The 26,275-nt window shown below is 44.1% G+C and carries 33 protein-coding genes; all 33 read right to left on the minus strand.

Annotated elements, in window-relative coordinates; translation table 11 throughout:
- Positions 1 to 2: 2 nt before the first annotated feature.
- The 33 genes from HQQ92_RS23255 to HQQ92_RS23410 all read right to left on the minus strand — a co-directional run bounded on the left by HQQ92_RS23255 (position 3) and on the right by HQQ92_RS23410 (position 26,262).
- Entirely contained in the window at positions 3 to 659 is a 657-nt protein-coding gene (locus HQQ92_RS23255; protein WP_014620963.1) for a DUF4400 domain-containing protein, read from the minus strand.
- Positions 649 to 2,787, minus strand: coding sequence for a type IV conjugative transfer system coupling protein TraD (gene traD, locus HQQ92_RS23260; RefSeq protein WP_173248958.1), 2,139 nt, complete (start codon positions 2,785 to 2,787; stop codon positions 649 to 651). Before traD ends, HQQ92_RS23255 begins: the two co-directional genes overlap by 11 nt.
- Before the next feature lie 59 nt (positions 2,788 to 2,846).
- Complete coding sequence (locus tag HQQ92_RS23265) at positions 2,847 to 3,344, minus strand: hypothetical protein (RefSeq protein ID WP_173248960.1); 498 nt, start codon at positions 3,342 to 3,344, stop codon at positions 2,847 to 2,849.
- A gap of 52 nt (positions 3,345 to 3,396) precedes the next feature.
- Positions 3,397 to 5,022: a PcfJ domain-containing protein gene (locus HQQ92_RS23270; protein WP_173248962.1), complete on the minus strand. Its 1,626-nt coding sequence runs from the start codon at positions 5,020 to 5,022 to the stop codon at positions 3,397 to 3,399.
- Positions 5,006 to 5,179, minus strand: coding sequence for a hypothetical protein (locus HQQ92_RS23275; RefSeq protein WP_014620960.1), 174 nt, complete (start codon positions 5,177 to 5,179; stop codon positions 5,006 to 5,008). Before HQQ92_RS23275 ends, HQQ92_RS23270 begins: the two co-directional genes overlap by 17 nt.
- 99 nt (positions 5,180 to 5,278) lie before the next feature.
- On the minus strand, positions 5,279 to 5,686 hold the full coding sequence (locus tag HQQ92_RS23280) for an integrating conjugative element protein (RefSeq protein WP_173248964.1): 408 nt from the start codon (positions 5,684 to 5,686) through the stop codon (positions 5,279 to 5,281).
- Positions 5,679 to 6,209, minus strand: coding sequence for a hypothetical protein (locus HQQ92_RS23285; protein ID WP_014620958.1), 531 nt, complete (start codon positions 6,207 to 6,209; stop codon positions 5,679 to 5,681). The genes HQQ92_RS23280 and HQQ92_RS23285 overlap by 8 nt, the downstream gene beginning before the upstream one ends.
- Positions 6,188 to 6,886 carry a TIGR03759 family integrating conjugative element protein gene (locus HQQ92_RS23290; protein WP_173248965.1) on the minus strand — a complete coding sequence of 233 codons (699 nt, stop codon included), beginning with the start codon at positions 6,884 to 6,886 and terminating at the stop codon, positions 6,188 to 6,190. Before HQQ92_RS23290 ends, HQQ92_RS23285 begins: the two co-directional genes overlap by 22 nt.
- On the minus strand, positions 6,883 to 7,569 hold the full coding sequence (locus HQQ92_RS23295) for a hypothetical protein (RefSeq protein WP_173248967.1): 687 nt from the start codon (positions 7,567 to 7,569) through the stop codon (positions 6,883 to 6,885). Before HQQ92_RS23295 ends, HQQ92_RS23290 begins: the two co-directional genes overlap by 4 nt.
- 220 nt (positions 7,570 to 7,789) lie before the next feature.
- On the minus strand, positions 7,790 to 8,782 hold the full coding sequence (locus HQQ92_RS23300) for a trypsin-like serine protease (protein ID WP_173248969.1): 993 nt from the start codon (positions 8,780 to 8,782) through the stop codon (positions 7,790 to 7,792).
- A 259-nt stretch (positions 8,783 to 9,041) separates the two neighbouring features.
- On the minus strand, positions 9,042 to 9,218 hold the full coding sequence (locus HQQ92_RS23305) for a hypothetical protein (RefSeq protein ID WP_173248971.1): 177 nt from the start codon (positions 9,216 to 9,218) through the stop codon (positions 9,042 to 9,044).
- Positions 9,219 to 9,267: 49 nt separating this feature from the next.
- Positions 9,268 to 10,011: an Abi family protein gene (locus HQQ92_RS23310; RefSeq protein WP_173248973.1), complete on the minus strand. Its 744-nt coding sequence runs from the start codon at positions 10,009 to 10,011 to the stop codon at positions 9,268 to 9,270.
- Positions 10,012 to 10,292: 281 nt separating this feature from the next.
- Positions 10,293 to 10,985 carry a hypothetical protein gene (locus HQQ92_RS23315; RefSeq protein WP_173248975.1) on the minus strand — a complete coding sequence of 231 codons (693 nt, stop codon included), beginning with the start codon at positions 10,983 to 10,985 and terminating at the stop codon, positions 10,293 to 10,295.
- Positions 10,986 to 11,000: 15 nt separating this feature from the next.
- Complete coding sequence (locus tag HQQ92_RS23320; protein WP_254306377.1) at positions 11,001 to 11,933, minus strand: type II secretion system protein; 933 nt, start codon at positions 11,931 to 11,933, stop codon at positions 11,001 to 11,003.
- A gap of 52 nt (positions 11,934 to 11,985) precedes the next feature.
- Positions 11,986 to 12,468 carry a hypothetical protein gene (locus HQQ92_RS23325; RefSeq protein ID WP_173248977.1) on the minus strand — a complete coding sequence of 161 codons (483 nt, stop codon included), beginning with the start codon at positions 12,466 to 12,468 and terminating at the stop codon, positions 11,986 to 11,988.
- Positions 12,468 to 13,037, minus strand: coding sequence for a hypothetical protein (locus tag HQQ92_RS23330; protein WP_014620949.1), 570 nt, complete (start codon positions 13,035 to 13,037; stop codon positions 12,468 to 12,470). Before HQQ92_RS23330 ends, HQQ92_RS23325 begins: the two co-directional genes overlap by 1 nt.
- Positions 13,038 to 13,080: 43 nt before the next feature.
- On the minus strand, positions 13,081 to 14,085 hold the full coding sequence (locus HQQ92_RS23335; protein ID WP_173248979.1) for a hypothetical protein: 1,005 nt from the start codon (positions 14,083 to 14,085) through the stop codon (positions 13,081 to 13,083).
- A complete protein-coding gene (locus tag HQQ92_RS23340; RefSeq protein WP_173248981.1) occupies positions 14,082 to 15,680 on the minus strand; it encodes a GspE/PulE family protein in 1,599 nt (532 codons plus the stop codon). The genes HQQ92_RS23335 and HQQ92_RS23340 overlap by 4 nt, the downstream gene beginning before the upstream one ends.
- A complete protein-coding gene (locus tag HQQ92_RS23345) occupies positions 15,673 to 16,305 on the minus strand; it encodes a hypothetical protein (protein ID WP_173248983.1) in 633 nt (210 codons plus the stop codon). Before HQQ92_RS23345 ends, HQQ92_RS23340 begins: the two co-directional genes overlap by 8 nt.
- Positions 16,306 to 16,318: 13 nt before the next feature.
- Complete coding sequence (locus tag HQQ92_RS23350) at positions 16,319 to 17,464, minus strand: hypothetical protein (protein WP_173248985.1); 1,146 nt, start codon at positions 17,462 to 17,464, stop codon at positions 16,319 to 16,321.
- On the minus strand, positions 17,461 to 18,150 hold the full coding sequence (locus HQQ92_RS23595; RefSeq protein WP_217272780.1) for a hypothetical protein: 690 nt from the start codon (positions 18,148 to 18,150) through the stop codon (positions 17,461 to 17,463). Before HQQ92_RS23595 ends, HQQ92_RS23350 begins: the two co-directional genes overlap by 4 nt.
- A gap of 35 nt (positions 18,151 to 18,185) precedes the next feature.
- A complete protein-coding gene (locus HQQ92_RS23600; RefSeq protein ID WP_217272781.1) occupies positions 18,186 to 18,926 on the minus strand; it encodes a hypothetical protein in 741 nt (246 codons plus the stop codon).
- Entirely contained in the window at positions 18,926 to 20,140 is a 1,215-nt protein-coding gene (locus HQQ92_RS23360) for a hypothetical protein (protein WP_217272782.1), read from the minus strand. Before HQQ92_RS23360 ends, HQQ92_RS23600 begins: the two co-directional genes overlap by 1 nt.
- Before the next feature lie 176 nt (positions 20,141 to 20,316).
- The gene (locus HQQ92_RS23365; RefSeq protein ID WP_309247090.1) at positions 20,317 to 20,664 is read right to left on the minus strand and encodes a hypothetical protein; all 348 of its coding nucleotides are present in this window, start codon (positions 20,662 to 20,664) and stop codon (positions 20,317 to 20,319) included.
- Between the two features lie 72 nt (positions 20,665 to 20,736).
- On the minus strand, positions 20,737 to 21,030 hold the full coding sequence (locus HQQ92_RS23370; protein ID WP_173248987.1) for a hypothetical protein: 294 nt from the start codon (positions 21,028 to 21,030) through the stop codon (positions 20,737 to 20,739).
- A gap of 126 nt (positions 21,031 to 21,156) precedes the next feature.
- Complete coding sequence (locus tag HQQ92_RS23375) at positions 21,157 to 21,444, minus strand: hypothetical protein (RefSeq protein ID WP_014620940.1); 288 nt, start codon at positions 21,442 to 21,444, stop codon at positions 21,157 to 21,159.
- Positions 21,445 to 21,538: 94 nt separating this feature from the next.
- Positions 21,539 to 21,859, minus strand: coding sequence for a hypothetical protein (locus tag HQQ92_RS23380; RefSeq protein WP_014620939.1), 321 nt, complete (start codon positions 21,857 to 21,859; stop codon positions 21,539 to 21,541).
- A gap of 80 nt (positions 21,860 to 21,939) precedes the next feature.
- Positions 21,940 to 22,326: a type II toxin-antitoxin system death-on-curing family toxin gene (locus tag HQQ92_RS23385; protein ID WP_011839986.1), complete on the minus strand. Its 387-nt coding sequence runs from the start codon at positions 22,324 to 22,326 to the stop codon at positions 21,940 to 21,942.
- A complete protein-coding gene (locus HQQ92_RS23390; protein WP_011839987.1) occupies positions 22,326 to 22,496 on the minus strand; it encodes a hypothetical protein in 171 nt (56 codons plus the stop codon). Before HQQ92_RS23390 ends, HQQ92_RS23385 begins: the two co-directional genes overlap by 1 nt.
- 133 nt (positions 22,497 to 22,629) lie before the next feature.
- On the minus strand, positions 22,630 to 23,061 hold the full coding sequence (locus HQQ92_RS23395; RefSeq protein ID WP_173248989.1) for a DUF3577 domain-containing protein: 432 nt from the start codon (positions 23,059 to 23,061) through the stop codon (positions 22,630 to 22,632).
- Between the two features lie 304 nt (positions 23,062 to 23,365).
- Entirely contained in the window at positions 23,366 to 25,489 is a 2,124-nt protein-coding gene (locus HQQ92_RS23400) for a DNA topoisomerase III (protein WP_173248991.1), read from the minus strand.
- A 9-nt stretch (positions 25,490 to 25,498) separates the two neighbouring features.
- The gene (locus tag HQQ92_RS23405; RefSeq protein WP_173248993.1) at positions 25,499 to 25,810 is read right to left on the minus strand and encodes a hypothetical protein; all 312 of its coding nucleotides are present in this window, start codon (positions 25,808 to 25,810) and stop codon (positions 25,499 to 25,501) included.
- A 2-nt stretch (positions 25,811 to 25,812) separates the two neighbouring features.
- Complete coding sequence (locus tag HQQ92_RS23410) at positions 25,813 to 26,262, minus strand: single-stranded DNA-binding protein (RefSeq protein ID WP_173248995.1); 450 nt, start codon at positions 26,260 to 26,262, stop codon at positions 25,813 to 25,815.
- Positions 26,263 to 26,275 lie beyond the last annotated feature (13 nt).

The following is a 26,275-nucleotide window of genomic DNA, read 5'->3' on the forward strand; positions in this document are numbered from 1 at the left end:
TTTCAAAGATACTTCTTGTAACTCGATACCATCAAACGGGTGATCATCCCAACAATGACAGCGCAGGGTAACAAAAGCCAAATAGGATGGATGGGCCATAAGCCTGGTAATACTAGCCAAGCTAACCCTGTGTACAGCATGAATTTTTGTAACAACCGCTTGCTGTGATAATGAATTGTGACATGCTCACGGTCTAAATGAGCTATACGCCGCTGCCTTACAACCAGTCCATCGAATAACCCCACAAACAAAGCCAGTAAAAATATAGGGTAAAAACTGCCTAACATGATCACTCTCGCTAGCAGAGCAATTGTCGCAAACACCACACCATTCCAGTAAGGCTTAAATGAAGTAAAAACGCCAATAAACTCAATAGATGTCAGAATTTGGGCGTAATCAAAAATAGCAAGTACCTGGTTTATGATTTGCTGTGTTAGTTCGGGGAAGTCATCTTGCAATAACGTCAATTGCGCAAAAAAAACGGTCTTTGCATGTTCACCGACGGTCCATCCCCATAAATCCCCTAGACTCTCTAATAATACGAGTAACAGCCAAGCATAGAAAAGGTATTCAATGCATTGAAAGGGTAATAAATACCAAGGGGTTACGGTATCTTCATTTTGTTGCTTTGTGTTTTTTCGCTCTTGTTTAGGCGGCATTATATTCAGCCTCATCTTCAAATGAATGACTGATACATTCATTAAATGCCGAGCTTTCCTGCAACCATTTATCGTGATCAATCACCGTTTTAGTGGTGTTATCCATATAATCGATAATGTCTTGTACATCATCGGGGATCATTTCGTCGCCAACGCTGCTTGGTAAAGGAAAGCGGAGCTTCCAAACCCGCGAACCCTCAAGCTCTGCAAATGCTTGTCCTATCGGTAAATTGGTAATGTCATTATCGTTGACCAGTAAAATCTCTTTGGCGGTTTTAGTGTCTTTATTCGTTGAGCTGTAACCACTTTCAGAGCCTGGAGAGTCAGTTGCACCGGAATCAGGGGTAACATCAAACACATTGACCTTGGCCATTCGGTCCGTCATGATTTTTGCCGTGGCGAGATCTCTTACGCGCATACAAATTAAACTATTAAAGTTACCTTTTGTTTGATTAGCCTTTGCCGCAGAGCCCAGTCTGGCTTCAATATCTGCTTCTGTTTGCGTGTAAGCCGTAACCACAAATTTTGCTCCCCTCGCTTTGTTTAATATAGGAATAAATTCATCCCCGATCAGTTCGTTAAACTCGTCAGCGTGGATCATGATATTGCGAGGTTTAGCATTTGGAAGAGCCATACCCGGTGAGTTGCCAAACTTATAGATTTCGCCGGCGAGACTACAGAGATCTGCAAACATACTATTACCAAATGCCGCAGCAACTGTAGTATCTGAAAGCGCATCAAGTCCCACATACACAACGCCACCACTTTGGATCACTTCACGCCAATCAATCACGGGCCTGTCATCCGCCGGAACGTAATCAGGACTGATGATTTCAGCGGTTTTTCCGGTGCCCAGCTTTTCTAGGAGTGGTAGTAAGGAGGCCACAATCTTGTCGAAATAAGTTTTGTCATATTGGATTGCACTGCGAAGGCCCAGCAATACATCATCGGTACTGGGGTGATCATTGAAGTATTCCTCGAGCGCGACCACTCGGTTAGGTCGCCCCTGCAGGTGTCTGGGAATATTTTTAGGATTGATGTTATTTTCAATTTCAACCACCTTGGCCATCGCATTCTTATCATGTTCAGGTAGCGTTTTTTGACAGTAATCGATGTATAGACTGTCAATGGCGGTGACATATTTCTGAATAGAGCGCATGTCAGGACGGGTATTGAGCGCGTTTTGAGCTCGTGCAATGATATTGACAAATCGCCATGCGAACTGTTTAAACGCAGCACTATTGCCGCCACCTTCAAGCTGGCCAGAGACTCGGGTCGCCACTTCTGTGATCCGCCCAAATCGCGCCACTGGACTATAACGCGCACTCTTATCAGGATAACCAAGGTGAATAACATAGAATTGGTCTAATCGTCCGCTGCGTTCGCATTCGGCGTACATTCGCTTGAGCATGTCAGCATCGCCTTTGGGATCAAACATAAACACGACATCCCCGCGGCGAATATCTTGAGTGACTAAAATCTCAGCAAGCCTTGTTTTACCAACACCAGTGGTCCCCAGTACAAGCGTGTGCCCAGCGCGAGCTGACATAGGTAATAGGCAATCTGTTTCTTCACTGACACCCACACCGTGCATTTTAGGATCGCCTCCAACGGGAGGCATAGGTGGGGCAGGATTAAGCAGCTTCATCACCGTATTGAATACCGCCATCGGATCATCAGGTTTAAACGGCATCTTGCCGGCTAACCAGCGACCAAGGGCATTTTTCTCATTATATGCCTCAATTAATCTGATCATTTTATAAAATGAAGACAGGCTAACGTATTGTTCTGCCCATTGTTGCCTTGAATCATACAGTCGCTGCGCATGGCGGGGTAAGAACAAGAAGCCCTTACCAAGAAAGAGTTTGTCAGCATAAACGGGGATATCTTTACTCGCAGCCACCCAAGGCGGGAGCCGCATCAAGTTACGACGATATGCTAAAACTTCAAGCCCTTGCCAAAGACGAATAAATGCGGGCACCAATAAAGCGAGTATCACGTAAAGTCGCAGGGTTTGAGGTATGAGGAAAATATCGGGCCTCAAGTACAGTAGTAACGCGCACAATGTGAACATCGTAGCGCTGGCCAGTTCTTCAGCGGGGCGAAGTAGCCCTTCCATGTGTTTCATCACGTCACTCGTGTTGGAATGTAATATAGGGGTGAGCAAGCCACCCCAAGGATAGATACTTAATTACTAACGTATAACCCGTCAACGTTAGAGGCAACTGGAACGTCATCTGGGTTAGTATTAGCGCTTTTACCTGTACTCATTTTTTTTACTAGAGGTAGTAAGGAGGCCACAATCTTATCTAGATGCGAACAGTCATATTGAATGGCACTGCGAAGGCCCAGCAATATATCATCGTTACAGGGATGATCATTGAAGTACTCCTCTAGGGCGATCACTACGTTAGATCGCCCTCGCAAATGCTTTGGAATGGTTTCAGGGTTGATATTAAATGTAAGATCACGCACCTTGACCATGGCATTTTTATCGTGGTCAAGAAGTGTTTCTTCACAGTAATCGATATACAGTTTGTCGATGGCGTCGACATGCTTAAGAATCGAGTGCATATCTTGATGGGTATTGAGCGCATTTTGTGCCCGAGTAATGGTATTTACAAATTGGCAAGCAAATTGTTCAAAAGTTAAACTCGCATTATCGGCTAATATAGATTTGTGCATATTGGTATCTCCATGGTTTTGTTGTTGAATAAGGTTCAATAATTCTGTTTTCTTATGCGGCATGTTGGATATCCCCAAGATTGAGTAATTTGATAGTCGAATTGGCGTATTTCTGTAGTGTTTTACTCGCGACACCATTAGCAAATGTGCGTAATTGATCAAATACTAAGTCGCCAGTACGGGGATGGACATGAACACCGAGGGTTGCTCGTTCGAGCACCTCATTATTGAGAGTGTGACGTAGTGAAAAAACGCGATATTGATTGTTAAAACAATCGAATCGATAACTGAAAACACAATGGTCGAGATCGCATCCCTCTTGATGTAAATCCTGGGCGTTGCTGATTTCTGAAATGCGACTGTCACCGAGATTGGTGCTGTACACCCTATCTTCTACTAATTGTTTTTCCCATTTTATCAGCGCTATCTCTTGGTGTTGTAACTCCTGTTGTTGTTTTGTCCAGCCATCGGCAAGGTTATTAAATGACACCCAGGTTTGATTTTTATGTAGAAGCGGCTGATCAAATAAAAACCAATCAATGACATGCTCTAGTTGATTAAGTACGCGATCCCATTGGTCTTTGTGCTTAATAGGCTTCACTTTGCCTATCATCTGCTTGTGATAGATAGCCCATTGTGCAAACAACGAAAGGACTTGAGCCGGTTGTTCATGCAGTCGCAGAGGCAAGTTGAGTAATATCCTCAATAAACGGCTGCGAACCCAGATAGGATATTGCATGATGTGTTTATTTCTAATCAGCCATTTGGAACTACACAGTAGGTTGTGTATCTGTTGCTCACTCACCACTGGGTCTATTCTATGTGTGTCATTTTGCTCATCGTAGTAGATTGGGTCATTGTAGTAGGGGTCATTGATATGACTTATCACGCTGTTAAGGGTTGCGCAGAACGCGGCCGTGAATGTGATTGGCTGCGCTCTTAATATGCGGACATCCGCTTTCGTTAGTTCAAATTTGCAGTTTTGATTTACCAAAGGTAAGAAAACGCTGTTTGAAAACAATTCGGGATGAGCAAAATGCGAATCATCGATGAAGTTTAGTAAGGGTAAAAGTGATTTATTATTGAGCGCATGCTCAGGGTTCAATTTTAACTCTGTAAAATTATTCACCTCTTTTAAACCAATGTCCTTTAAACATATGCTGTTTGATGACTCTCTATTCTGGTAAAGGTAAATATGCCGAAAAATGCCGTACATTGGCCTACATTCAACAAACTCCCATGACTTTTTTACCACTAATTTCAACGCATTGAATTTATGATAGTGTGGCACCGAGGCGTAAAGCTTATCGGTTATCGTTTTAATGTGGCGAGCCGGATTGGTGACATGTAAGTCACGCATTATATTTGTTAGGCACCAGCAATTAACATTTTCAAAAATATAGTAATGGTCTTTAAAACACAGCAGTGGCAGTGAAAAAAGCTTATCTGTTCTAACCCATTTCGAAGTCAGTGTTGAGTCGATGAAATTAACTTTCAGGCGCTCAAAAGTCAGTTTTTTGTCATTATGGTATTTGCTTATGCGCCACATTCCGCAGATTGTCAGCACAGTCTCAGTAGCTGTACTGGTCGCTAACGCTTGTCGTGTCACATCAAGTGACAGCAGATAATTGTGTAAGTCATTGATAGACTTACTTGGTAACTTATTTTTTCGGGTCATGGATATCTAACTCCATTACTTTGCATTCTTGACGCCACTCGATTTCTCGGCGAATACGCAAACGCCGCTGGCTTTCAGTGGTGGTTTTTATGGTTTCTTTTTTTGGGCGCGGGGATTTGAAGTTGTCATTGAATGAGCGCCATTCTGGTGAGTACATGGTTTCTCCTTTTTACTACCGCCCAACGTTCGTTGGTTGCTCAAATGCCCCTTCACGCTATAAAAATTCCAGCGTTCATGGACATTTATTGTTTAAACGCTACTGAGATATTTTCCCGTCGCTAATCAATGCGGGGTAATGGTTGATTAAAAACAATTTCGCAAAATCGTGTCCTTGAACGGGGTAGATAGTCAGGTCGTATTGTTTAAAGCGATTAAGCCCTTGCTCCGTTTTGACATTTACAATGATGCCAATGGCATTGAGCGATTTAAGTCGTTGTTCGTGATGTGTAAGCCACTTATGAGAAAGAGGATCATCTCCGACTATAAACAGAGGCTGAGGGAGGGTGGCTGATGTTGTCTGGGTCGTGGTGGTGACGTTAATTTTCCCAGGTGTTAACTGTGGTGTTTCAACGGGGAGCATTTGAGCGTATGGGTTCGCTGCAATGGCTTGCTCACAAAAGAAAATAGAGGTGATAAGCAGCATTTTGAAAATAGGCTTATTCATAGGAAACACTCCGGTAGTTTGTAAAAAAGCTGGATTTGTATTTCTCTGCAAGTGCCCCTCCTGCAGGACGATGAAACCAACCGGCAGCATCAAGCCATGAACCATGTACCTGGTATCCTTGCTTTAAGAGTTTCGCTGCGTGATTAAGATTGGTCCGTGGCTCAAGTACACTGCAGGGGGATACAAAATGCTCCCCTTGGTATCGCCAGTTCTGCTGCGTGAGGCCAATATCGACAATGGAGGTTGTTGTTAAAAAACGCGTTAATGCCCTGCAAGCCTGTTCATTCGAGTTATAAAAATAGGCTTTTCCTTGGACGTTCAATGTCCATGGCCAAGGTCTGACATTCCCATTCGTGAGTTTTTTTCTACTTTCGGTTAAGGCTACGCCGTACAGCACTTTTGCAGGAATACCGTGTTCATGCGCCACTTGGATATAAAGCGCGGGGATAGCCGGTGCGGCATATGATGCGAGAGGGAAGCTAGCCCATAACATGCAAAGGATTAAGGGGTGACGAAAGACCATGCTCCCTCCTTATTTTTGGCGAGAGAAACCGGAATAGGCTTTGCTTTTGCGACAGTTAGCCATGAACCATCATCATGGTTGAGCGTTATTTGCTTTTCATCTACATCGAGCTTACGGATACCCGCACGCATAGCCCATTCACGCAATGCGGTGTCATCACCTTTGCCGACAAAATAAATATCGACTTTGCTACCTTTGCTCCGCCATTGCTGTAGTAATTGAGAGCAGGTGTCACACTGAGCGTTGACATAGAGTGCGACTCGCTCAGGGGTGTTATTCCTAACAAGAGGAAGATTTGGGTACATTGTTTTCCAAGCTGCAGTTCTTGCTCTATCAAATGCAAGCAACCCTTCGGCCAGTTGATATTCATGCTTGACTAACAATCTCGCGTATTTTTCTCGCTCAGCTTCTGTTGTCGCGCTGCGGCCCAGTACAGCAAGTGGGTGGCTATCTTTCATTTCCCAACCCTGACTGCTTGCCATGACGCGTTCATATTCATTCCATTGTGTAAGGGATAATCCAAAGCGGGTGGCCTGCTGCTCTCTGTTTTGAACTGAATGTCGTTCGTCACTGACAATTTGCGTTTCGGTTTGTGCCTGACTCACCGTGGCCGCATAGAGCGGGCAACTCAGTGTCAGTAACAATAAAATGGAGCCGATGATAGCGTTCACGTTCATTTGCTACTCCTTAGCGTGAGTGTTTGTGCGGAATGTAATTGTTGAATATCAATGAAATCAGGTTCGATGGACGTAACGCGCCAACCTGAATAGGTGTCGTTGCGCTTAATCAACGCAACATCTGAGAGAGAGCTCGCATTAAGCGGTGATACGATAGCGAGCAACAGCGTCCCTCGACGTTGGATATCGTGAAGCGTGAATGGTGCGCTAACTGATTGCAGAGGTTTTTTGGGTGGAATTTGCTGAGGTTGTGCGGTGTTTTTGGGTGGAACACTGGGTTTGCTGTCAGCCGACCGCTTAACTAGGTTGAGTTGTGTCGATAATTGTTCGAGCTGACTGGTGAGTGCTGCTAAGCGGTCTTGATAGTGGCTTTGCCATTGCGAAGTAGACTGATTGATACCTGCCAGCTTCTCATCGGTGGACTGTTTATTGTTTTCAACTTCATCATTCAATAGCTGTAAGGCGACTACCGCATTGGAAACTGACTTTAGTTGCGCCTCAAAGCCGGTCAGTTGCTCTGTAAAGGCGCTCATTTTGCTTTGCTCTACAGTCAGGGCATTAATTTTATCGTGAATATGAGGAAGCTGCGTGTATAGGCTTCCGATGCAAATAGCAGCCGAAATAACGCCAATACCTAGAACTTTAAGGAATAACACCACGCATTTTTTGAGTTTTGCTAACATCTTCACCGCTCGTTATTTTTAAAAGCAAATTACGAAAGACGGTATAGAAAAAAATTTAAAAAGTACTGATTAGAATCCCATTGAAAATAAATTCTGAAAAACGTATTTATAGATTTTAATTTGATACTATTGAAGGTTTTTCATCTTTCTATGGCTAAGTTAAAGGCATAAAAAAGCGGAGCTATTAACTCCGCAAAGGGTCTTTCAGGCAACTGCTTTACTATCTAGCGAACTGGCGACGCAGCGTGACTAAGCCTAGACCAAGTAATCCCAAGAAACCTAATGCACCGCCACCGCTTGAGTCTGGCGCCGGCTCAGGCGTTGGAGGCGTGATAACCTCACTCTTGCCTTTGTTGAAGGTTACTGTGTGGCCATCTTCTAGCGTTAGCACACCCTCATAGCCGTTTTTGCTTGATACCGTGTAAGTACAAATATCAAAAGGTTGAACTTGCCCAGTCATACAAGAGCTATTGGCTACATCGATTTCAATATCACCCGTACGAAATGCGGTGTCTGTTACCGGATTAGCATGTAGCGACTGCACTTCAATCGTGGTTGATTGACCTGCGGCAACACTTGCAATCGTTTGGTGATGCCAGGCATTAATCGTAGAAAGAATGAAGTCAGAGACATAGGTAATGCGAACGCTAGCGACTTTTCCATCGGTTCCAACATTTGCTCTTGTTGTTATTGCAACAATTTTATCTTTTGAGTCAATAATAGAAGAGCCAGAATCACCATGTACCACTTGACTCAAACCTGTTGGGTCTAGATCTAAAATTTCTGGGGAATTATAGTTTCCGTGGATTTGATATTTGGCGCTGTTAAGTTGGTTTCCCGTCTGGCCAAAGCCATAGATGTTAAAAACTTGCCCTTTATCATTAGTGACGAATTCAGTTGAGAGAAATAAACTCTTATCAACCTGAGGAATGTCATTCAATTGCCACAGTGCAAAATCGGCGTCTCCATGCTTTTCTTGCTTCGTGACAGCGATGGTGGAAGCGCCATTTTGACTTTTGGCGCCCACTAATGTTACAGATTGCTCATTGCAATGCTTCGCTGTCATGACCCAGTTGCCCGCAATGATAGTGCCAGTGCAGTTCATGGTCACTAAGGAGGGGAAATCCGCAGGCGATTCAGGGGTGCCATTTTGGATTGCAAATGTTGGCGCTGACGTTGCCATTAACATAATACTGAGTAAGGTTTTGTTCATTAGACATCCTTTTTATTATTTATATTTTGCAATTATTTCACTAGCAAATTTGACCGTTTTTCGAGCAATTCATTTCCGTTGACGACACATGTTCAAGAGCTTTAGATTTCTACTATGCGTTTTCTAGTGCCTTGTCTTCTTCATCAGAACAAGGAAATTCAACGATCTGGTAAAGCTTATTAAGTTCTTCACCTAGCACTCTAATTTCTTCCTGATTTTCGATTACCATGCTGTTTCCAATATCAAAACTGACCTTTCGTTATTTAACATTCTTATCAGGCAAACCGTTAACAGCATCCAGATCTCGCCGCTCACCAGCTGCAGCTATTCTAGATAATTGACGTTCCGATTTACCCCAACGCTTTGCAATTTCTTCAAACTTCCAACCTTTAGCATTAGCAATACGTTGGAACTCTGTAATAATTTTACCTGTCATATGCGTCTACTATACTCTATAGTTTAAACCTGTCAAATATGTCTGGTTGCTATTCCTGTTTTGCTTTTACATTGTCATTCAATAACAATGTAAACCTATCCAATCTTCTGATATCACATTCATTATTGAAAGATTCTACAAAACCCAATATCTCGATTAGCTCTCTTTTACTTGCTGACATCAAATTAATAACCTCTAAATGTTCCTGGTACATAGCATGAAGATAATTTATTGCATCTGCCCTATTCTTGGTGCTTTTACCCTTCCAAGCAGGCTCATGATGAAACAGTCTGTTTCTAAATTTGTTGAGTGATCCTAGCTTTTGAAACATAGTATTGAGTGAGATCCCCTTGGCTCTTGCGTTAGGAAAACATTTATCGAGCTGTGTTTGCCATAAATTGCATTCATTTTCGCGAGGATTATTGTACCTTTTATGCAACATATGAACCCAGAAGCCAAATGGTAAGCGTGAAATGAGATCATTACTGGTATACTTGACGCCTATATCTTCTAAACATTGTTGCAAAGCAAAATCGACCTGTTTTTTTGATTCATCCGTACTGGGGATTCTTTTAAACCATTCATCATCTTTAAATCGATCTGAAGCTACCTGGTGTATTGAATTTCTAAGAGTGACCTCTAACAACTGCACCAAGGGAAAGAAGTTGCTCATAATTGATTGCATTGCCATGTAGACTGCAATGAGTTCGGAGTCTGATTTGCAGTCTAAAACTTGACTATAAGTATCAAGTTTGTCAGATGAAAGCCCTCGCTTAATTTCTACTAAGTCCAAAACATTTGCCCTTATTAAATTTATTAGGTATATTTAACGGAACTGAGGCAGTGCCTCTTGTTGTGATAGCCCTGTCCTCTTCCGCTGGAAACAGTATTGACAACAGGTAGCGAGTTTAAGAGCCACCCTAATTGGGTGGCTCACTTGTTTCTAAGATGCCCAATCCTAACTTTGCCAGTCATATATGTCCACTAAAGCGCGTTAGCCACACCTTAAATATTGCAGATTTCTAACAGTAGGTCCTATCGGCTGTAATATATGTGAACGCTAAAGCCGATTGATTATGGACAATGTTGGGATTGCGATACACAAGTTGGGTTACGAATTGTTGACGATGGCGACCAATAACCATTGTTACAACTTTTTTGTCTCGTTCCTGTTTCGCATGTTCGTTGTGGACTTGCACAATAAATATTTTCATTTTGCACTTGGCCCGTGGAGCATTCAGCAGGTTCATGTGGTTGTTTATTGATACCCCAAACATTAGTAATTATTCCTGTGTATTTGGCTCCAACATACTGAAGTGTCGTTCTTGACGGAAATTTTAAATGAATTAAATCATTACCGTCGCCACTGGTGTTTGTTGACATATTAAGCTCTCGGCCTATCAGTCCATCTGTAGGAAACACCGCGGTATTAAGCCGGCCATGTTGGTTATTGGCTCCCACCACCACTGTGGCGTAATTATTAATATTGTCAGAGAGAGAGCAGGTATTACCAAGGCGACACTCCCCCTTAAACAGTTCAATGTATTTTTCATTATTATTCCCTCCCCCCACAGAAGTGTTTTCAGGAATGCGATTGACACTGTTCCATTCATCAATTCGAGCCTGATGATCAATGTAACTACTGCCCACATTTTTTTTATGCGATTCCATTGCCTTATCATATGTCCATTTCTCTTCTGCATGAGCATGACCGATAACCATATTGGCTAAACACAGACTTAACCCAATCAATGTGATTTTTTTCATTGCAATTTACCTTATTTATTGTGCTAAACAGTAAACAGTGACACTGATATCACCGTCATGACGTCGTTCCCACTTATCCTCACCGTCAATGTGTGCGGCATATTCCATCGTAACTACCCAATAATTACCTTGGTCTTTTGCAAGCACCGAGTTATTGCCTATAAAGGGTAATGGTTTTGTTGCATGATATTGTCCCATCGGAATGGCTGTGATTTGTGCAGTCAACGGAGTGGGACATGCAGGCTTATCAACCTTGTCACCATGCTTGCTGACTCGCACAGAAACCGCACCACCAATGGGAATTTGTGAGCCATCTGAATTTCGTACCGTCATGCCTTTGGCATTGACAATGGCGTAGTTACCACCAATATCCCAATCCCCCGTTAATTTCGTCGTACCGTCTTTGCGTAAAAACTCGTTATAAGCGGTACTGTTCATTGGCGGGTAAATACTGATTTCAATATCTCCACTGGCGTTTTGCTTCGCGAAGGGGATTTGCAACAGATACGAATTCCAGCGTTTTTGCTGCTCACCAAGCCGAATCGTGGGTATAAATAATCGTGCGGTGTTTGCATCAATCACGGCATAACTGATTTTACTTATAAAAGGAGTGTATTCAGGGCGCTTACACTTACCTGCTTGCACCTCTGCGATAGAGCAGGCTATCCAGAAACGGCTGTTGTAATCTGTTACTAGCGCGTCTAACGATGCTGGCCACATTTGCACTGGGTCAGTGGTGATACGGTTGCTGTCTCGAAAGTAGTGATACCCCTGAACGCTGGTAATCACTTTTTCAACGTGTTTTGCAAATGCTTGAGCTTTGCTCTTTTCAGCAAGCAGTAATGCGCCTTGCATGATAAACAGCGCGACAATACTTAATACTATTAGCGAGAGTAATGTCTCGACTAGGCCGAAACCTTTTTGCCTGATATTGATTTTTTTCATCATATTTTCCATTCACAAACAAGGTTAAGGGAACCCCCTTAACCGTGCTTGGGCTTTATTCAAAACATTCGTCTTGAGGATTAAAATTAACCTGTTGGTATTCACTGGTTATCAAGGGCAAATTAAGGACAACATTAATGACATTGCCGCTTTCCTCCGTTAAATAGTCGGTTTGCGCAAACGTCTTAATCAAAAAATGACGTAGTTCTGGTGTCGCCGCCGTAATACCCAGAACGTATTGCTGCTTATTTCGGTAACTGGGGACGATGTGCCAACCACTGCTGTCCACTAACGCTTGCACCCCCAAGCTCGCTAACGTTGGGGTGATTATGATCCCTTTGCAATTAGGTTCAGAGTGATGCGGAGCCATTAAATCTGTCATGGCCGACATCGTTTCATCTACGACATGGATAAGCCGTTTTTGTTGTTCTACATACTCTCCCCAGCGCATGAGAGCGGGGACGGTCATTGCGAGTGCTGACGCAGTAACAACCAGAGCCAAAATAAACCCTAACAATGAAAATCCCCGCGCCTTCATTACATCGTGACCTTAATGGTTGTGCCGCTCGCCGTCACAGATGTACAAGGCATAGATGCACAGCGGTCAGCACTCACTGGTGCAAGCTTTGTTGCTTGACGATTTAAATTGTTGGCGTCAACGTTAGTCATCGAGATATCGACTCGAGAAGCATTAGTGGCCACTGCAATACTGTAATCACCGCCATAAGGGTTCGCTTTTTTTCCGTCTTTATTTTGACCGCACCAGGTCGCTCCTTTGTTGCCGTTTCCGTCTTTGCAGAGCTCACTGATACTCACACCGGCAACGTCGGTTTTAGCACCTTGCCAATCAACCACCGCTGCTTTCATTTGCACAACATCTGACGACGTTGTTGACACTTTGATCATGCCATTTGCGACGTTGTACAAACTTAAAATCGCCAAAAATGCGATAGAAGCCACAATCATCCAAAAGATAAAATCTTGCAGTGTGAAACCATTTTGCCGCCCCCGCCCTTTAACCGTTGGCGTGATTTTTGTGGGTGTAGTTTCGTCTGCCGCTTGGTTCTGATTAATCACATCTTGTGAGTGAAACTCGTTGTTTTTCATATCTATATTCCTATTGTTTTCATTAAAGTTAAGGGGGTAAAAATTACGCAGTAGCTTCTAAGAGTTGCATCACCGACGTGCCAATGAGGGTAGCCAGTACAGCAATCGCCACTAATAATCCGACTTTGGGTAATATGGCTGACATTAACGTGATGCGACGTTCAACCACTTTTTGATGTGCTTTCGCACTTTTAAACAGCAACACACTGTTATCTGCATAGCCTCCGAGCACTTTGAGCGCAGAACGCTCAAAGGGAAGCAATAATCCGGTATCCATGATTTCCCCGAGGTTTTCTTGGCCGATACTGCGCTGGCGCATTTGACTGACATGCGAGGTTATAAAGGGTTGGCCATGAGTTCCAATTGAGGCTAAGGCGTCATCAAGCTTCATGCCGCAGGAAAGTAAGTTGGCGACACTTTCCATTAATGATGCCGTCGTCGCGGTTTTGAACAGTGAGAAAATCGGTAAGTTGTCCAAACCTTCTCGCAACTGACCTGTGACGCGGGGGAGCGCAAACGCTAGGATCATTAAGAACACCACACAAAACACTGCGACGACTGGGCCCCATAACACCGCTATATCATTAACCAGTTGGCCTAATCCAAAAGGGTTAAGCTCTGGCGCGGCGGCGAGCACTTGATTGGATACGTAAACCCCTAATCCACCCACGCCAATAGTGATTAAAAAAGGAATGGCTAATAGTGCAGCGATTTTTCCAACTATATTCTGGCCGCCCTCAAGCTGACGAATGGCCGCTTTAAGTCCTTTCTGGCGATCACCGGCAAGCGTTGAAACTGTAATGGCTGAAATCACCAGCGGTGGAAGCCAGCCCTGTAATACATCGGTGAACTGCTCTCCTCTCGCTGGCGCATCAAGCCCTGCAGTCCCAATGTGCTTGGTTGCACTGGTGCCGTTTTCGATTAACGATTCACAAAACTGACGAGTCGTTAATCCGTATTCATCACTGCTTTGCCATTGTTCAAGTAATGCAATTTGGTCTTTAGTCGTAAATGCCCATTGCGTCAGACTTTTGCCTAAAATGTTCATAGTGCCTCCTGCATTGCTCTGTAGGTTTCATTCACGTTAACCGGCATCAACCCATCGACTTGCTCCGCTGCAGACGCAATATCAACTTGACCTCGACCTATACGAGATAAGGTATGCGCCTGAATATCTGGCCAACCTTGCTGTTGCAGATGCAATTTCCAACCATGATCATCCTCTCTGGCGATAAATCCGCGGTCTAAATCGTTGAGCACAATGATTTCCATCACAACTAATCGACCTTTTTCACCTCTACCCTGACAACATTCACACCCATTAGGGTTGATCACCCTGGCGAGGGAGGTTTTCTCTTTTAGTAAGGTGTTCAATTGATTACGCTTACTATCGAACACACTTGATAGCCCCATATCTTCATAAATAGCGTGAGCTTCATTCAGAGGAAGTGCGCATTGGCACAGCTTGCGCACGAGCTTTTGATGTACAAACATCAACATTAGCCCTGGGGCCCCTACAATCGCCGCAGGGATGTTAAGTTGTTGGATAAAAGTTTGCGGTATACCGATAGCCGAATTGGTATGTAATGTCGTGATCGCCAGCCCTCCGGTTTCAGCTTTACGGCAGAATTCTTTGGCGGCGGCATGCTCTCGAACCTCTCCCAACGCAGAGACATCCACATCATGTCGAAGCGTTTCAACTGCGTAATAGGCGTAATCACGATAACGCCCCTCACCTATTTTTATTTCTTTTTTGGGCTCTACCGTGGTTTTACAGACACCCTCTTGCTCAAATTCCACAGGGTCTTCTAAGGCGTGAACACAGCGAGCAATGCGATCGATTAATTCAATTAATGCGGTGATTAATGTTGATTTGCCGCTGCCCATAGGGCCACTCACCACAATGGCTCCACCTCGTTTGTGGATCATGCTGTTTAACACATCGATATAAGGTGCGGGTAAGTCCATATCAGCTAATGACAGCGCAGCAGTTCCAGAGGTGACGCAGCGCAACGTCATTTTCACCCCGTGATTAAGCGGAATAAGCCCTACCCGCCATTCGAAAGGCTTTTCATGGCCATCGCGCGTTTCTAGTAAAATTTCAAATCGATCGTTGGCAGGGTCACGCAGCTTAATATCCTGCTTGCCTAGTGTTGAGAAGATATAGCTGGCTAAGGCAACGCCTATCTTGCGGGTTTGGTGTAAAGCACTTTGTCCATTACTGAGACGTTTTAATACTTCACGTTTCCCATCCACCCTCATTAAGAAGCGTGTAGACTCTTTATTGACCTCGATATGAATGTCACTTGCCGAAGCATTGACCGCAGCCTGACACAGCGAGGTGAAAAACTTGGCTAATTCGGAATCTTGATTCTGTTCATAATTTTTTGAGGTGGTTTGTGACATGATTTCAATCACAACTTCAACCTGCTCCTGTGTCACCTGAATGACTTTGATGTCTTTGCCTGTCATCAAGGGTAACGCTTTGACGTACTGCACAATTTCATCAAGTTTCGGAGCGGTTTTAGGTGCAGCGCTCATGATTTCACCTTCACGCGTCACATACGTTGTTCCGTCATCAAGGCATAACCGGATAAGTTCAGCATCCAGTAAAATAGCGGGATTCGTCGACGAATTATTCATAACTGCCCCCAGCTAAAAAGCGGGTCTTTTTATCGAACGACACGGTGACACCTTTATCTGTCACCGAAACCACCTTCACGCCCCCCACGTCACTGCCTTTACTGACGCGCACCGGCGCAATGCCATCAATTGAGAGATAGGCACTCGTTTCCCCGCCACTGGTGATCAATGAATTGAGCATCACCTGAGACAAGATATCGACAGAGTGAAGAGGCATGTTGGCATTTGCCGCACCAGCAGGCATTGAGTTCCCAAGCCCCAGCATGTCAACGTCAAGAGCATCAATATGTTTAGATTTGGCTTCACGCTCTTTCGCCTTTGCCTCTTCCAGCGCCACATCTAAGTTTTTAAGACTAAGCTCAGTGGTTTTACTAATGACGTCCAAGGCATTTCTATCAAGCGTAATGCTCATATCAATCGGGGGAGTCACAACCACCTGTTGTGGCGGGGCTTCAACGGCTACAGCAAGAGCCCCTGTTGAGGTGGGTGCCATTTCTGCTGAGTCAGCTTCTGAAGTGTATGGCGCGGGAATATCGCTATCCGACAACATTGGACCGACAGAAAATATCAGTACCGGAATGGCTACTATCGCTAGACCAATCCATTTGGCATTTTGTTTAATCATGATTAACTCCTCTTTAGTGCTGGCCGAATACGTTGAGCACGAGCCCAATGGTGTAATAACCTGGCGGGATAGGTTTCATCGTAAAGCTGTGAATGCCGACAGGCGTTTCGGCGAGCAGTTGAGCCACATACTTGATCTCAGATAAAGACGCATTTGCTTTACTAAACGACAAGGGGGTGACATAGGGTTGCGGGTAAGTGTTATCACTCGGCTCTATCATCCATTCCAAAGCAATCAGTGCATCGCGAAGGGAGGATGTGATTGAGGCTGTAGACGCTAAGCTGCCTTGCCAACGCGCTAATGTGATAGGCGTTGGGCATAACAAAGTGAAAGACTGAACATCTAGTACACTGTGACAACCAGCAGTTTCTAATGCAGAGTGGCCATTGAGCCATGCCTGCATCACACTGTGCTTCCCAGAGACTTGTCGATTTGCGCTGAGCCTTAACTGGCCACTGACAAACTCAATCGATTGCAATGGCCATTGGTCTGGGAGCAGCGCGCCATAGGCACCTAACCCCACGGCTTGATTTAATACCTTGCCCGCATCAGCGCTTTGACTGAGCGATATTCGATATACTGAATACGGATCAACAACTACTTCCATCTCAGGCTCAGGAGCGGGAAGCTGCTCAGGCGTTTGCCAAAACCCTATACCGGTTGCTACGGTAATGGTGGCAACACCGGCGATAATCCAAGGCAATATTGAAGCGTGCTTCTTTAAGGCAAACGGAGCTAACTCCGCAGTGCTTAGCGCTCGAACGACCTGGTATGTGCGATCATCGGTTAAATGACCAATCAACACTTCATCGGTGACAAACACCTGCTCACAACGCTGTAGCGTCACATCTGCAAGCAGTGTTGCGAGTGAACAAACAACCACTTTTTGTACGACTTGCTGATAAACCGCGACCATGTAAATCTCATTGTCGGCATGCGGCTCTAGCACACACCAAGATTGCGGTGGTTCATTTTGCTTTGAAATGCGATCAACCCATGCTTCTGCAGAGGCAAATGCAGGAACGTCACTGGTGTAGCGGCCAATCCAGCCGTTACGCTCAACTGTAAAGCTAAACATTGCGGGAAATCGTTTGGCCATCTCGCGTTTTGAGATGGTTTTCAATGCCCCCAAACGATAGGCAGGGATTGATGAGCTCATCGTACTCGCCTCGGCGTTAATAAAATTAACGTTTCGACGGTTTCACTATTTGTCGCTTGTGAACCTAAGCCATCGATGCCAAAGCTGGCACTTTTGTTTGCACCTGTGGTTTGTTGCTTAATAGAACCAATGACGACCGATTGCCCATAACGAAGATTGTTGGCAAAACCCAAATCGACTTTACGCATAGCGATAAATCGCAATTTAGTGTCTTTGACTGTTTCAGTTTCATCACTGGCTATTTTTGTTAATGAGCCAGCAATGCGTAACGACACATGGTCTTGCTGAACATTGGCTGTCACAAACATATCTACCCCTTCAGACACACTTTCACGGCGCGTCTCTGTATCAGAAGAGTTTTCTGAGGTGTTAACTTTGATATCAGCCAAAAACGGCGTTTCTAACGTTTGCGACAACCGCGCGGGTTGATTGCTTAAGGTCTGGATATTAATCGGGGTTTCTGTCGACACACTGCCTTGCTGTTCCAGAGCTTTAATAAAAGCCGTCGTCCCATCCCATTTACCTGTGCCTTGAAATGCCATACCAAAGCCATTATTGGATGCTGCCGTCGTTGTCCCTGGAATAACAAATTGCAACGAACCATCCCCAATGTCTTTCAGAATATTCCAATCAACACCTTGGTCTTTTCCAAGATTAGAACGAAATTCAAGGACTTGAATATTCAATATCACCTGCTTTTCAAGTTCTTGCTTGTATCGTTCTACGACCTGCTGAACATCTGGCGCATACGATCAGGCGTAGTGCGCACGATGAAAGACGATAATGACGGAACGGCTTCAACGCCCCCAATAAGCTCATTACTTTCTTCGTTAGATTTGAGCACTGCCTTGATTGCAGTCGTCACCTCTTGAATCATGTCCACATTGCTCAACGTGGTACTGATAAATTGCCCTTCGACTTGAGGGTTTTCACCTCCTCCAGTTGAACCTGTTGAGCCTTGTTGTGCGGAAACGGTGCCAATGGGTATGCTAAGGGTGAAGGTTTCTGATAAATACCGACGAACCTCAACTTTGTCTTGAGTGGGCACAAAACCATAGCTAGTTTGGCTGGCGAGCAAATTAAGAATATTTTGGCGTGTTGTATTGGCACTTAACGTCACCGTTGTCGACGCATTCACATCATTATCAAACCAAATGTTAGCCGGCACGCCGCGCATCACATCACTGAGCACTTGTGACAACGGTAAGCGTGTCACATGGACTTTAATGGTTTCTGATAACCAAGGAATATTTTGAGTTTTGACCAAAGGCGTGACGATTACTGGCGGCCGAGTGATAACACTGACATTGTTTAGGGCATTCGAAGGCGTGAGTTGCTCAATGCGTGATTGCATTGATTCAGCCTCTTTTTTTGAGTCTGTATAGGATTGAGATACACACCCTGCCATACCAAGTAACAAGAACGGCACAATAAATGGAGAAGCTTTGCGAAATAGGGACATTATTGTTTCTCCGAAATAAATGCTTGCTGTGTGCCGTAGATCAACTGAGCTTGAACAGGGTATTCCGTCAGCACTTGCTCAAGTGCATGGGCGATATCCCCCCTTGGGGCAACAATCGGATAGCTAGATAAAAACTGATAATCATCAATCGCTAACCAATTAGCATCTTGCCATTGCCAACCAAACGTCGTAATCACACTCGCCACTGCTTGCTTGAGGGAGTCACCTGACACCCAAACAATGTCAACAATGCCAGGGTAAGAATGGACGGCAGACATATCGCGGTAATGCGATAAATAAAGGGGTTCATTGATTTCTTTACTGAGCTTCGTAACCACGTCATCCAAAGAGGTGCCCGTCAATGTTTGACCATTGACGACGACTTGACTGAGTGCTTGTTGTGTTTTGGGAGGAAGATGCCAGGCAACCTTGGCAAGATTGTCATCCTGCATCCATTGGCGTAATGAGGACAAATAATTGCTACCAGGTGCAACGACATAATAACGTTGAGCCAAATCTTGCTGTTGAAAGGCAGAGGCAGCAACCTCCTGTAGAGGGATACTTTCTGCTCCAACATTCACGCTACTCGGGGCTGAGCTAAACATTGATTCAAATTCAGCATTTCTCGTAGGGTCAGCTACATGTGAGCTAACATCTTCATTCATGGTGAATATTTCAACGGGCAGCGTGTTGACGCTCGCGGTCAATGCATTGCTGTTTTGTGAAGAAGGATTACTCCAGACATAACCCTCACGTAATTTAAAGCCCACCTCGCGCTTAACCACGTCTTCTTCTAGGGCCCAAGGCTCCCCGCCCATCACCTGCAGCGCTTGACGAACAGACATGTAACCCATGTTCATATGTACGATGGGCAGCGGCTGCTGATAGAGCTGCTCTTCGGCATAACCCAGAGGCGGGCGAACACGGTAACCGGTTTGCCCCAGAAGAAAGTCCAACCCTTGCCCGACAGTCGCATTAGGCAGTTGCGGAATATTCACGTTCATTTCATTGGATAACACATCCCGCACTTGCCTTGCCGGCACGGACGATTCAGTGACGTAGCGCGAGCTATAAATAGTCGCACCTATTTCGGTCACATCCGGTGCAACTCTGATATTTAGCGGTGCCTGCTCCACACGGGGTGGCGCTGGCGGTGCGTTAACACAACCCGTAATCACAAGTGCTGCGACCGTGGCCACAATGGGGGTTCGCATAGACGATTTCCTCAGTTTTAAAATGTGAGGAAACGGTACAGAAAAGATTTTGAAAAGTACTGATTAGAATCCCACTGGAAAAAAATTCTGAAAACCGTATTTTTATATTTTAATTTGATATGATTAAGGGTTTTAAATAAATAATGAAGGCCGCATTCGCGGCTTCATTAAACGCTTTACTCCCTATCGTTTGCGTTAACCCGTTTGATCAGCGCTTTAGGCAAGACGATTTTTTTACACACACTTGAAAAATAACTGGGGACGCAATAATCCTCACTGAAAACAAAGAGAACCTTTGGGCACTCATTTCTTTTCATAGCCGCCCATCCCTCATCATTTGTATCTCTGACAATGACAACATCGCCGTTCACTTGCTCTGCGTTCGCCTCAAAGAACGTAAGAATAGTTATCGGCATTCCATAAATGGCCACCCTGGCGTGATAATCTGCCAGCTGAGTGTTCACTACGGAAATGAGTTTTTTAGCGTCTTTTTCAGTCACGTTATTTTTTTTGCATTTTGCCACCCACTTGACCTTTGTTAACCCAAAGGCAAATGGCTCCCGCAAAGGCAACCATTTGCCCTGCGGGAGTTAACGTTAATATTCAGAAGGAAGTAACACAGTTGTTGCACTTCTATCTGCTTCTGTAATGATCCAAATGCGTTCATCTGCGAACTGATATGCAGACATTAAACGCCCACCTTGCATTAGCGCTTGCTCATTCGATTGTTTATCGGCATCAGATACACCGCCCCATTGGCCCTTAATATGTTGAGCGATTAACAGCCTTAGATCTGTTGTATTGCCTGGTATGGCCAACAAAGCACTAATACCTTGCGTAACCACCACTTGGCCAAGCGAAAACAAAGGTTGATTTGGGAGAGTATTCATCGTTAAGTCCTCATGTTAAATTAAGGACTTAACCCCTTAAGGGATTAATATCCCCGAGGGTAAAAAAGCATAAAAAAAGCCTTCACCGCAATGGCAAAGGCTTTCGTTGTTTGAGTATTGGTTAAGTTACGAGAAGATATACTTTAACGAAGCGACAAACACAGCAGCTCCGATACCAAGTAATAGCGTTTTAATCCAATTCAAATCACTTCTAATTGAACTAACCTCTGATTTGACCGCATTGATATCTAGCTTCAAATCATTGTGAACTAGCTTTAATTCAGCTTTAGACACAGCCTCATTCGCATAAATATCATTGATCACACCGATAAAGGTTTCGGCTTGTTTCTCGTTTAAACCTGAATCAATGAGATCTTTAATTGCTTTATGGGTATCTAATGGGATCATAGTCATATTCACCTCGTCATTTCTTACTTTCATTGTATCAAATAAAAGCAGGAACCCAAACCAAATGGCAGGATAGCTCCTGCCATTGAAAAGTTAACTGTTAATCAAGCCCTAATTCAAAAATGCGTACATCACATTGACCATAATTAAACGCAGTTCGTAAATATTTCGGCATTGCCGATAGCTGATGGGTTATGTCATCGATAATAGTGAGCAACTTTTTGTGATTAAATTCAAAGTAACACGCAAAATCACTCAACACATTGTCGAATTTCATACCTGCATAAAACGAATCACTCCATGCCGTATTTGCAATATCTTCGTCATCCTCACAATCTATCAAGGCAAACTTTGCTTTTGCAACGGCAAGTGTGAGTTCTATTTCACTTAATGCAATTAACATCTCAGTTGACGTTTTCATACTCATTCCTCTCAAAACCACAAAGAGGAACGCCACTCGGGGACGTGTCCCCGGTGGGTTAGTTAAAAAATATTAAATGGTCACATTGATCGCCACATTGAATACAGAACATCTGCAAATTCGATTTCGCTTAGTGTACCAACAACTAAATCAACCATTGCATCCGATAATTCATCATACTCAGTGTTTATTTCGTAATCATTGAGTGACAAATACTCTAAACACAAGGCAAGCCCTGTGCGCTTGTTTGCATCTGAAAAAGCGTGTGCCATAGCGACTGACGTCGCATATTTAGCCGCAATTAAAAACACATCATCCAAGCCTTCATAAGCAATAGCATTGTCGATCCGTGATAACGCACCCGACAATCTGCCGATATCATATTCACCGCGAAAACCTGGTTCATTCAACAGAATGGCCTGATTGATTTCAACGACTCGTTCAGCAGGAAACTGAATGAAATTCATTACATATCAGCCAGTTTGCGAAAAGTGTTTTTATGCGTTCGTAAAACAAGTTTTGTTTCGCTATGCACAATCTGCTTACCGCAACCACCTGTCAAATCAAGCTTTTTATTGGCTTTAACATGTGGACGCTCTACGATATTTACACCGTATTTCTTTGTTTCATTTAACATTTTAATAGTCCTCGCGTTAACACTCACCTTGATTTTATAAGCTAAATATAAATCACTTATAAAACAAAAACAAAGTGGCACAAAGGTCCTTAGTAAAAAGCCCTATCACTCGAAAGTAAAAGGGCTCAGTTTATTACGCAGCGGTCTGTACAGGCTGTGCCGGTGCATCTGCTGCTTGCGATGAAGATTGGAAGACGATGTTACCATTTACCTTAAGGTAAGTGATTTTCAACAATCGCGCTTTCAAACAAACGCCAGTTTGGCCTTGTTTTTCTCCACTGCCGTGAACGAATGTCTCTGGGTACAGATCACCAAGTTTAAAGCTTGCTGTTACCGTATCATCTTTCTTCACAGAAGAAAGGTGGGTATCAAACAACGCTTTGGCTTCAGTGCCAACAACAGAACAATCGAAGTAAGTTTTTTGACCTTCATCACCACGACAAGCAGCAATAGTGACGGCCCAATAAGGCTGACCTTTGCGTAACTCGACTTTACGGATACGGTTAAAGAAACCGAAGCCAGTGATATGTAAGTCAAAATGTGTATTTTGTGTAGTCTGAGTCATGATAATTCTCCAAATAATAGGCGAGAAAAATCAAGACCCTAATGGGAGATGATTTATCCCATTAGGTAGATAACAACAAACGTTAAGGCCAGTGAATACACACTGGTGCTTCTATCAAAGAGAAGCTAAGTTTAGGATACCCCAATCAGCCTAAGCTGAACGCGACACATCTCATGGAGCCATTTAAGGCGTATTGCCGTGTGCTTCACACTGTAAGTCAGTGAGCAACTATAAAACTCTTTCAGAGTAACAGAGCGGTTTTACGAAATAAAGCCTCTTCTCTATAATTTTTACATCAACAAATCTATGTTTGGTTATTGCTCTCCATCTCCTTACCAGGCTTACCCTCATTATCAAACAATCGTCGCTGGCAACCTGATTGATATGCCGAACATCCCCACCAGAACTTACCTTTCGTTTTGGCTTTTTTTCTAACAAGCACCCCTTTCTTACATGTACAAGGTGTTGTTTTAGGCAATTTCCCGCGCTCATCATTAAGCAATAGACCACATTGTTCTTTGTCCTCGCATACCCAGAACTTACCGCTTTTCCCCGACAATTGTTTCATCGATTTTTGACATACAGGGCACGGGAGTGTCACAGCCAAAACCTTTGGCAGCTTTAATGTGTATTGCCCTTGTTTGAACATGGAGACTAATTGCGTGATAAATGTACCTTGCCTTGCCATGAAATCATCCAGTGAACCATTACCCAATGCAATCTCATCGAGTGCTTGTTCCCACAATGCTGTCATTGCCGGTCTGGTGAGTACATCTGGTAACGCATCGATGAGTGATCTTCCAGCCTCAGAGCTTATCAACTGCTTACCAGTAACAGTGACAAATCCCCGCGCTTTGAGCGTATCGATAATGTTTGCTCGGGTTGCTTCAGTACCAATGCCCGAGGTTTCTTTTAAAATGGATTTGAGTTTTGGATCGCTTTCAAATTTAGCGATATTAGACATGGCATCAATTAGCGTTCCTTCAGTAAAGCGCCCTGGAGGCTTTGTTCGCTTCTCTTCTCGCTGAAACTGTGCTGTTAAGGTTTGTCCGATGCTCAACAGCGGTAAATTAGCACTGTCATCGGCAGTTTCATCCTCACTGTCTTTACCTGTCACCAAGCGCCAGCCTTTTACTCGCTCAACCTTGCCCGTCGCTTTAAAGCGTTGGCTGCCAACCATCAGTTCAATTGTTGTGCCATCGTCTTCCGCTACTGGGTAAAACTGCGCGAGATATCGCTGCACAATGGCATGATAAAGATTCAGCTCCTTTTCGTTCATTTCATGCAATTTCGGTGTCACCGGTAATGGAATAATCCCATGGTGGGCCGTAATTTTCTTATCGTTCCAACACGCACTTGTTTCATTTACATCTGCAGTGCTACACCATGCAGCAAATACTGGCACAACCTTGAGTTTATCGAGGATTGAGCCAACCTCCTCCTTCTGAGATAAGGGCAAATAAGGGCAATCTGTTCGGGGGTAAGTCGTGACCTTATATTTCTCATATAAAGATTGCACAATATCGAGTACTTCTTTAGCGCCATAGCCAAACTTAGCAGACATAGCCTTTTGTAAGGAACCTAAGAAAAATAACGGTGGATGTTTAGATTTTTGCCGCTTGGTATCGAATTGCGTGACCGTACCCGTTTGGCCACGACATTGAGATAAGACATGTTCAACAACAGCCACTTGTAAACAGCGGCCTTGCTCATCCCCAAGATTATCAGGCACTTGCCATTTGGCTTTAAACGGGATCGTTGCATCAAATAAGCCAGTGATATCGTAATACGACTGTGGTACAAACTGCTCAACTTGCCTATCTCTATCGACCACAAGCCGTAATGTTGGCGTCTGCACTCTTCCGACTGAGAATGCACCTTGATAACCGTATTCACGGCTCAGTAAGGTGCATAATCGCGTCATATTCATTCCAATAAGCCAGTCTCCCCGACTTCGGCCTAACCCAGCATCGTAAAGCTTGGCAGTTTCATGGTTAGGTCGCAAAGACACCAACGCTTTCTTAATGCTGGCGTCATCCAACGCACTTAGCCACAACCGTTGAATGGGCCCTTTATAGTTAACGTATTCAAGCACCTCTCGGGCGATAACTTCACCTTCGCGGTCTGCATCCGTTGCAATAATAACCTCAGTGGCCTTGGCCAATTGCTTTTTTACAATCGCAAATTGCGCTTTCGTTTTTGGACTGACTAACATTTTCCAAACTGTTGGGATAATGGGTAAATCAACGATATTCCACGTCTCAAAATCAGGGTTATAGTTTTCAGGTTCTGCTTGTTGTAAAACATGGCCAACGCAAAACGTCACCGCAATACCGTCACCAGTAAAAACACCATCTCCACGCTTACAACCAAGGACACTCGCAATATCTTTTGCCTGTGACGGTTTTTCGCATAAAAAGAGTCGCATAATAACCGCCTATATATTGATGTACGGGCATGCTTTAGTTAATACGGAAGCCGTCGTTTGCTCAACGGTGCTCACAACAGCACCTAGCGCCTTTAAACGTTGATTAACCCAAGTGGGAGTCACATTAGCGATCGTTTTCCCCTCTGTATTACCCATCAATGCTTGTTGTACCTGGGCAACATAAGGTTGTTGTAAATCAACATCACGCCTTGCCTGAATTAACAGAGAAGCATCTTTTTGATGCATCGCCCAGGCACGGGTTCTTAGCGCAGCTATCGCGTTAGTTAAACTGCGTCTTGGCTTAGGACTTTGCTTCTCCATGGTTAATACCTCGGCTCATAGGTACTGTCATCTTGATAGGGCACTTGCGCGGCATGAGGTTGATAAGGGGCTTTCTCTTCCAACGTTATCGAGGCAATACGTCGCGGTAATATCGAAATGGATTCAGCCGTAATACAAAAACCAGGTTCCATCACACCTTGGTCATTTTCCCAGGGCTCAGCACGAGGCTCACCAATCAGCAAAATTCGCATACCTTTTTGCAGCAGTTGTGCTAACGCGGGTCCATCTTTTTTCCAATAATCAACAGTGATCCAAAAACCACCCTTATCAATCAGCCCTTCATTATTAGGGCCATTCACCAAGCGATCGTATTTGACATTCAATTTTAATATTGGTCGTTTCTCGCCTCGACTGCGCTCATTACCTTCTAGAAAAGTAATTGCTGGTGCCTGACCAATATTGCCTTCTAAAGTTATTGTTCCTCTGTACATAATCATGTTCCTT

Source organism: Shewanella sp. DC2-4 (genome assembly GCF_013248875.1).
GTDB classification, from domain to species: domain Bacteria; phylum Pseudomonadota; class Gammaproteobacteria; order Enterobacterales; family Shewanellaceae; genus Shewanella; species Shewanella oncorhynchi.

Excerpts from the sequence above, each read along its gene's own strand:
- HQQ92_RS23255 (WP_014620963.1), bottom strand. The coding sequence starts at position 659 with ATGCCGCCTAAACAAGAGCGAAAAAACACAAAGCAACAAAATGAAGAT.
- traD (WP_173248958.1), bottom strand. The coding sequence starts at position 2,787 with ATGAAACACATGGAAGGGCTACTTCGCCCCGCTGAAGAACTGGCCAGC.
- HQQ92_RS23265 (WP_173248960.1), bottom strand. The coding sequence starts at position 3,344 with ATGCACAAATCTATATTAGCCGATAATGCGAGTTTAACTTTTGAACAA.
- HQQ92_RS23270 (WP_173248962.1), bottom strand. The coding sequence starts at position 5,022 with ATGACCCGAAAAAATAAGTTACCAAGTAAGTCTATCAATGACTTACAC.
- HQQ92_RS23275 (WP_014620960.1), bottom strand. The coding sequence starts at position 5,179 with ATGTACTCACCAGAATGGCGCTCATTCAATGACAACTTCAAATCCCCG.
- HQQ92_RS23280 (WP_173248964.1), bottom strand. The coding sequence starts at position 5,686 with ATGAATAAGCCTATTTTCAAAATGCTGCTTATCACCTCTATTTTCTTT.
- HQQ92_RS23285 (WP_014620958.1), bottom strand. The coding sequence starts at position 6,209 with ATGGTCTTTCGTCACCCCTTAATCCTTTGCATGTTATGGGCTAGCTTC.
- HQQ92_RS23290 (WP_173248965.1), bottom strand. The coding sequence starts at position 6,886 with ATGAACGTGAACGCTATCATCGGCTCCATTTTATTGTTACTGACACTG.
- HQQ92_RS23295 (WP_173248967.1), bottom strand. The coding sequence starts at position 7,569 with ATGTTAGCAAAACTCAAAAAATGCGTGGTGTTATTCCTTAAAGTTCTA.
- HQQ92_RS23300 (WP_173248969.1), bottom strand. The coding sequence starts at position 8,782 with ATGAACAAAACCTTACTCAGTATTATGTTAATGGCAACGTCAGCGCCA.
- HQQ92_RS23305 (WP_173248971.1), bottom strand. The coding sequence starts at position 9,218 with ATGACAGGTAAAATTATTACAGAGTTCCAACGTATTGCTAATGCTAAA.
- HQQ92_RS23315 (WP_173248975.1), bottom strand. The coding sequence starts at position 10,985 with ATGAAAAAAATCACATTGATTGGGTTAAGTCTGTGTTTAGCCAATATG.
- HQQ92_RS23320 (WP_254306377.1), bottom strand. The coding sequence starts at position 11,933 with ATGATGAAAAAAATCAATATCAGGCAAAAAGGTTTCGGCCTAGTCGAG.
- HQQ92_RS23325 (WP_173248977.1), bottom strand. The coding sequence starts at position 12,468 with ATGAAGGCGCGGGGATTTTCATTGTTAGGGTTTATTTTGGCTCTGGTT.
- HQQ92_RS23330 (WP_014620949.1), bottom strand. The coding sequence starts at position 13,037 with ATGAAAAACAACGAGTTTCACTCACAAGATGTGATTAATCAGAACCAA.
- HQQ92_RS23335 (WP_173248979.1), bottom strand. The coding sequence starts at position 14,085 with ATGAACATTTTAGGCAAAAGTCTGACGCAATGGGCATTTACGACTAAA.
- HQQ92_RS23340 (WP_173248981.1), bottom strand. The coding sequence starts at position 15,680 with ATGAATAATTCGTCGACGAATCCCGCTATTTTACTGGATGCTGAACTT.
- HQQ92_RS23345 (WP_173248983.1), bottom strand. The coding sequence starts at position 16,305 with ATGATTAAACAAAATGCCAAATGGATTGGTCTAGCGATAGTAGCCATT.
- HQQ92_RS23350 (WP_173248985.1), bottom strand. The coding sequence starts at position 17,464 with ATGAGCTCATCAATCCCTGCCTATCGTTTGGGGGCATTGAAAACCATC.
- HQQ92_RS23600 (WP_217272781.1), bottom strand. The coding sequence starts at position 18,926 with ATGTCCCTATTTCGCAAAGCTTCTCCATTTATTGTGCCGTTCTTGTTA.
- HQQ92_RS23360 (WP_217272782.1), bottom strand. The coding sequence starts at position 20,140 with ATGCGAACCCCCATTGTGGCCACGGTCGCAGCACTTGTGATTACGGGT.
- HQQ92_RS23370 (WP_173248987.1), bottom strand. The coding sequence starts at position 21,030 with ATGAATACTCTCCCAAATCAACCTTTGTTTTCGCTTGGCCAAGTGGTG.
- HQQ92_RS23375 (WP_014620940.1), bottom strand. The coding sequence starts at position 21,444 with ATGACTATGATCCCATTAGATACCCATAAAGCAATTAAAGATCTCATT.
- HQQ92_RS23380 (WP_014620939.1), bottom strand. The coding sequence starts at position 21,859 with ATGAAAACGTCAACTGAGATGTTAATTGCATTAAGTGAAATAGAACTC.
- HQQ92_RS23385 (WP_011839986.1), bottom strand. The coding sequence starts at position 22,326 with ATGAATTTCATTCAGTTTCCTGCTGAACGAGTCGTTGAAATCAATCAG.
- HQQ92_RS23390 (WP_011839987.1), bottom strand. The coding sequence starts at position 22,496 with ATGTTAAATGAAACAAAGAAATACGGTGTAAATATCGTAGAGCGTCCA.
- HQQ92_RS23395 (WP_173248989.1), bottom strand. The coding sequence starts at position 23,061 with ATGACTCAGACTACACAAAATACACATTTTGACTTACATATCACTGGC.
- HQQ92_RS23400 (WP_173248991.1), bottom strand. The coding sequence starts at position 25,489 with ATGCGACTCTTTTTATGCGAAAAACCGTCACAGGCAAAAGATATTGCG.
- HQQ92_RS23405 (WP_173248993.1), bottom strand. The coding sequence starts at position 25,810 with ATGGAGAAGCAAAGTCCTAAGCCAAGACGCAGTTTAACTAACGCGATA.
- HQQ92_RS23410 (WP_173248995.1), bottom strand. The coding sequence starts at position 26,262 with ATGTACAGAGGAACAATAACTTTAGAAGGCAATATTGGTCAGGCACCA.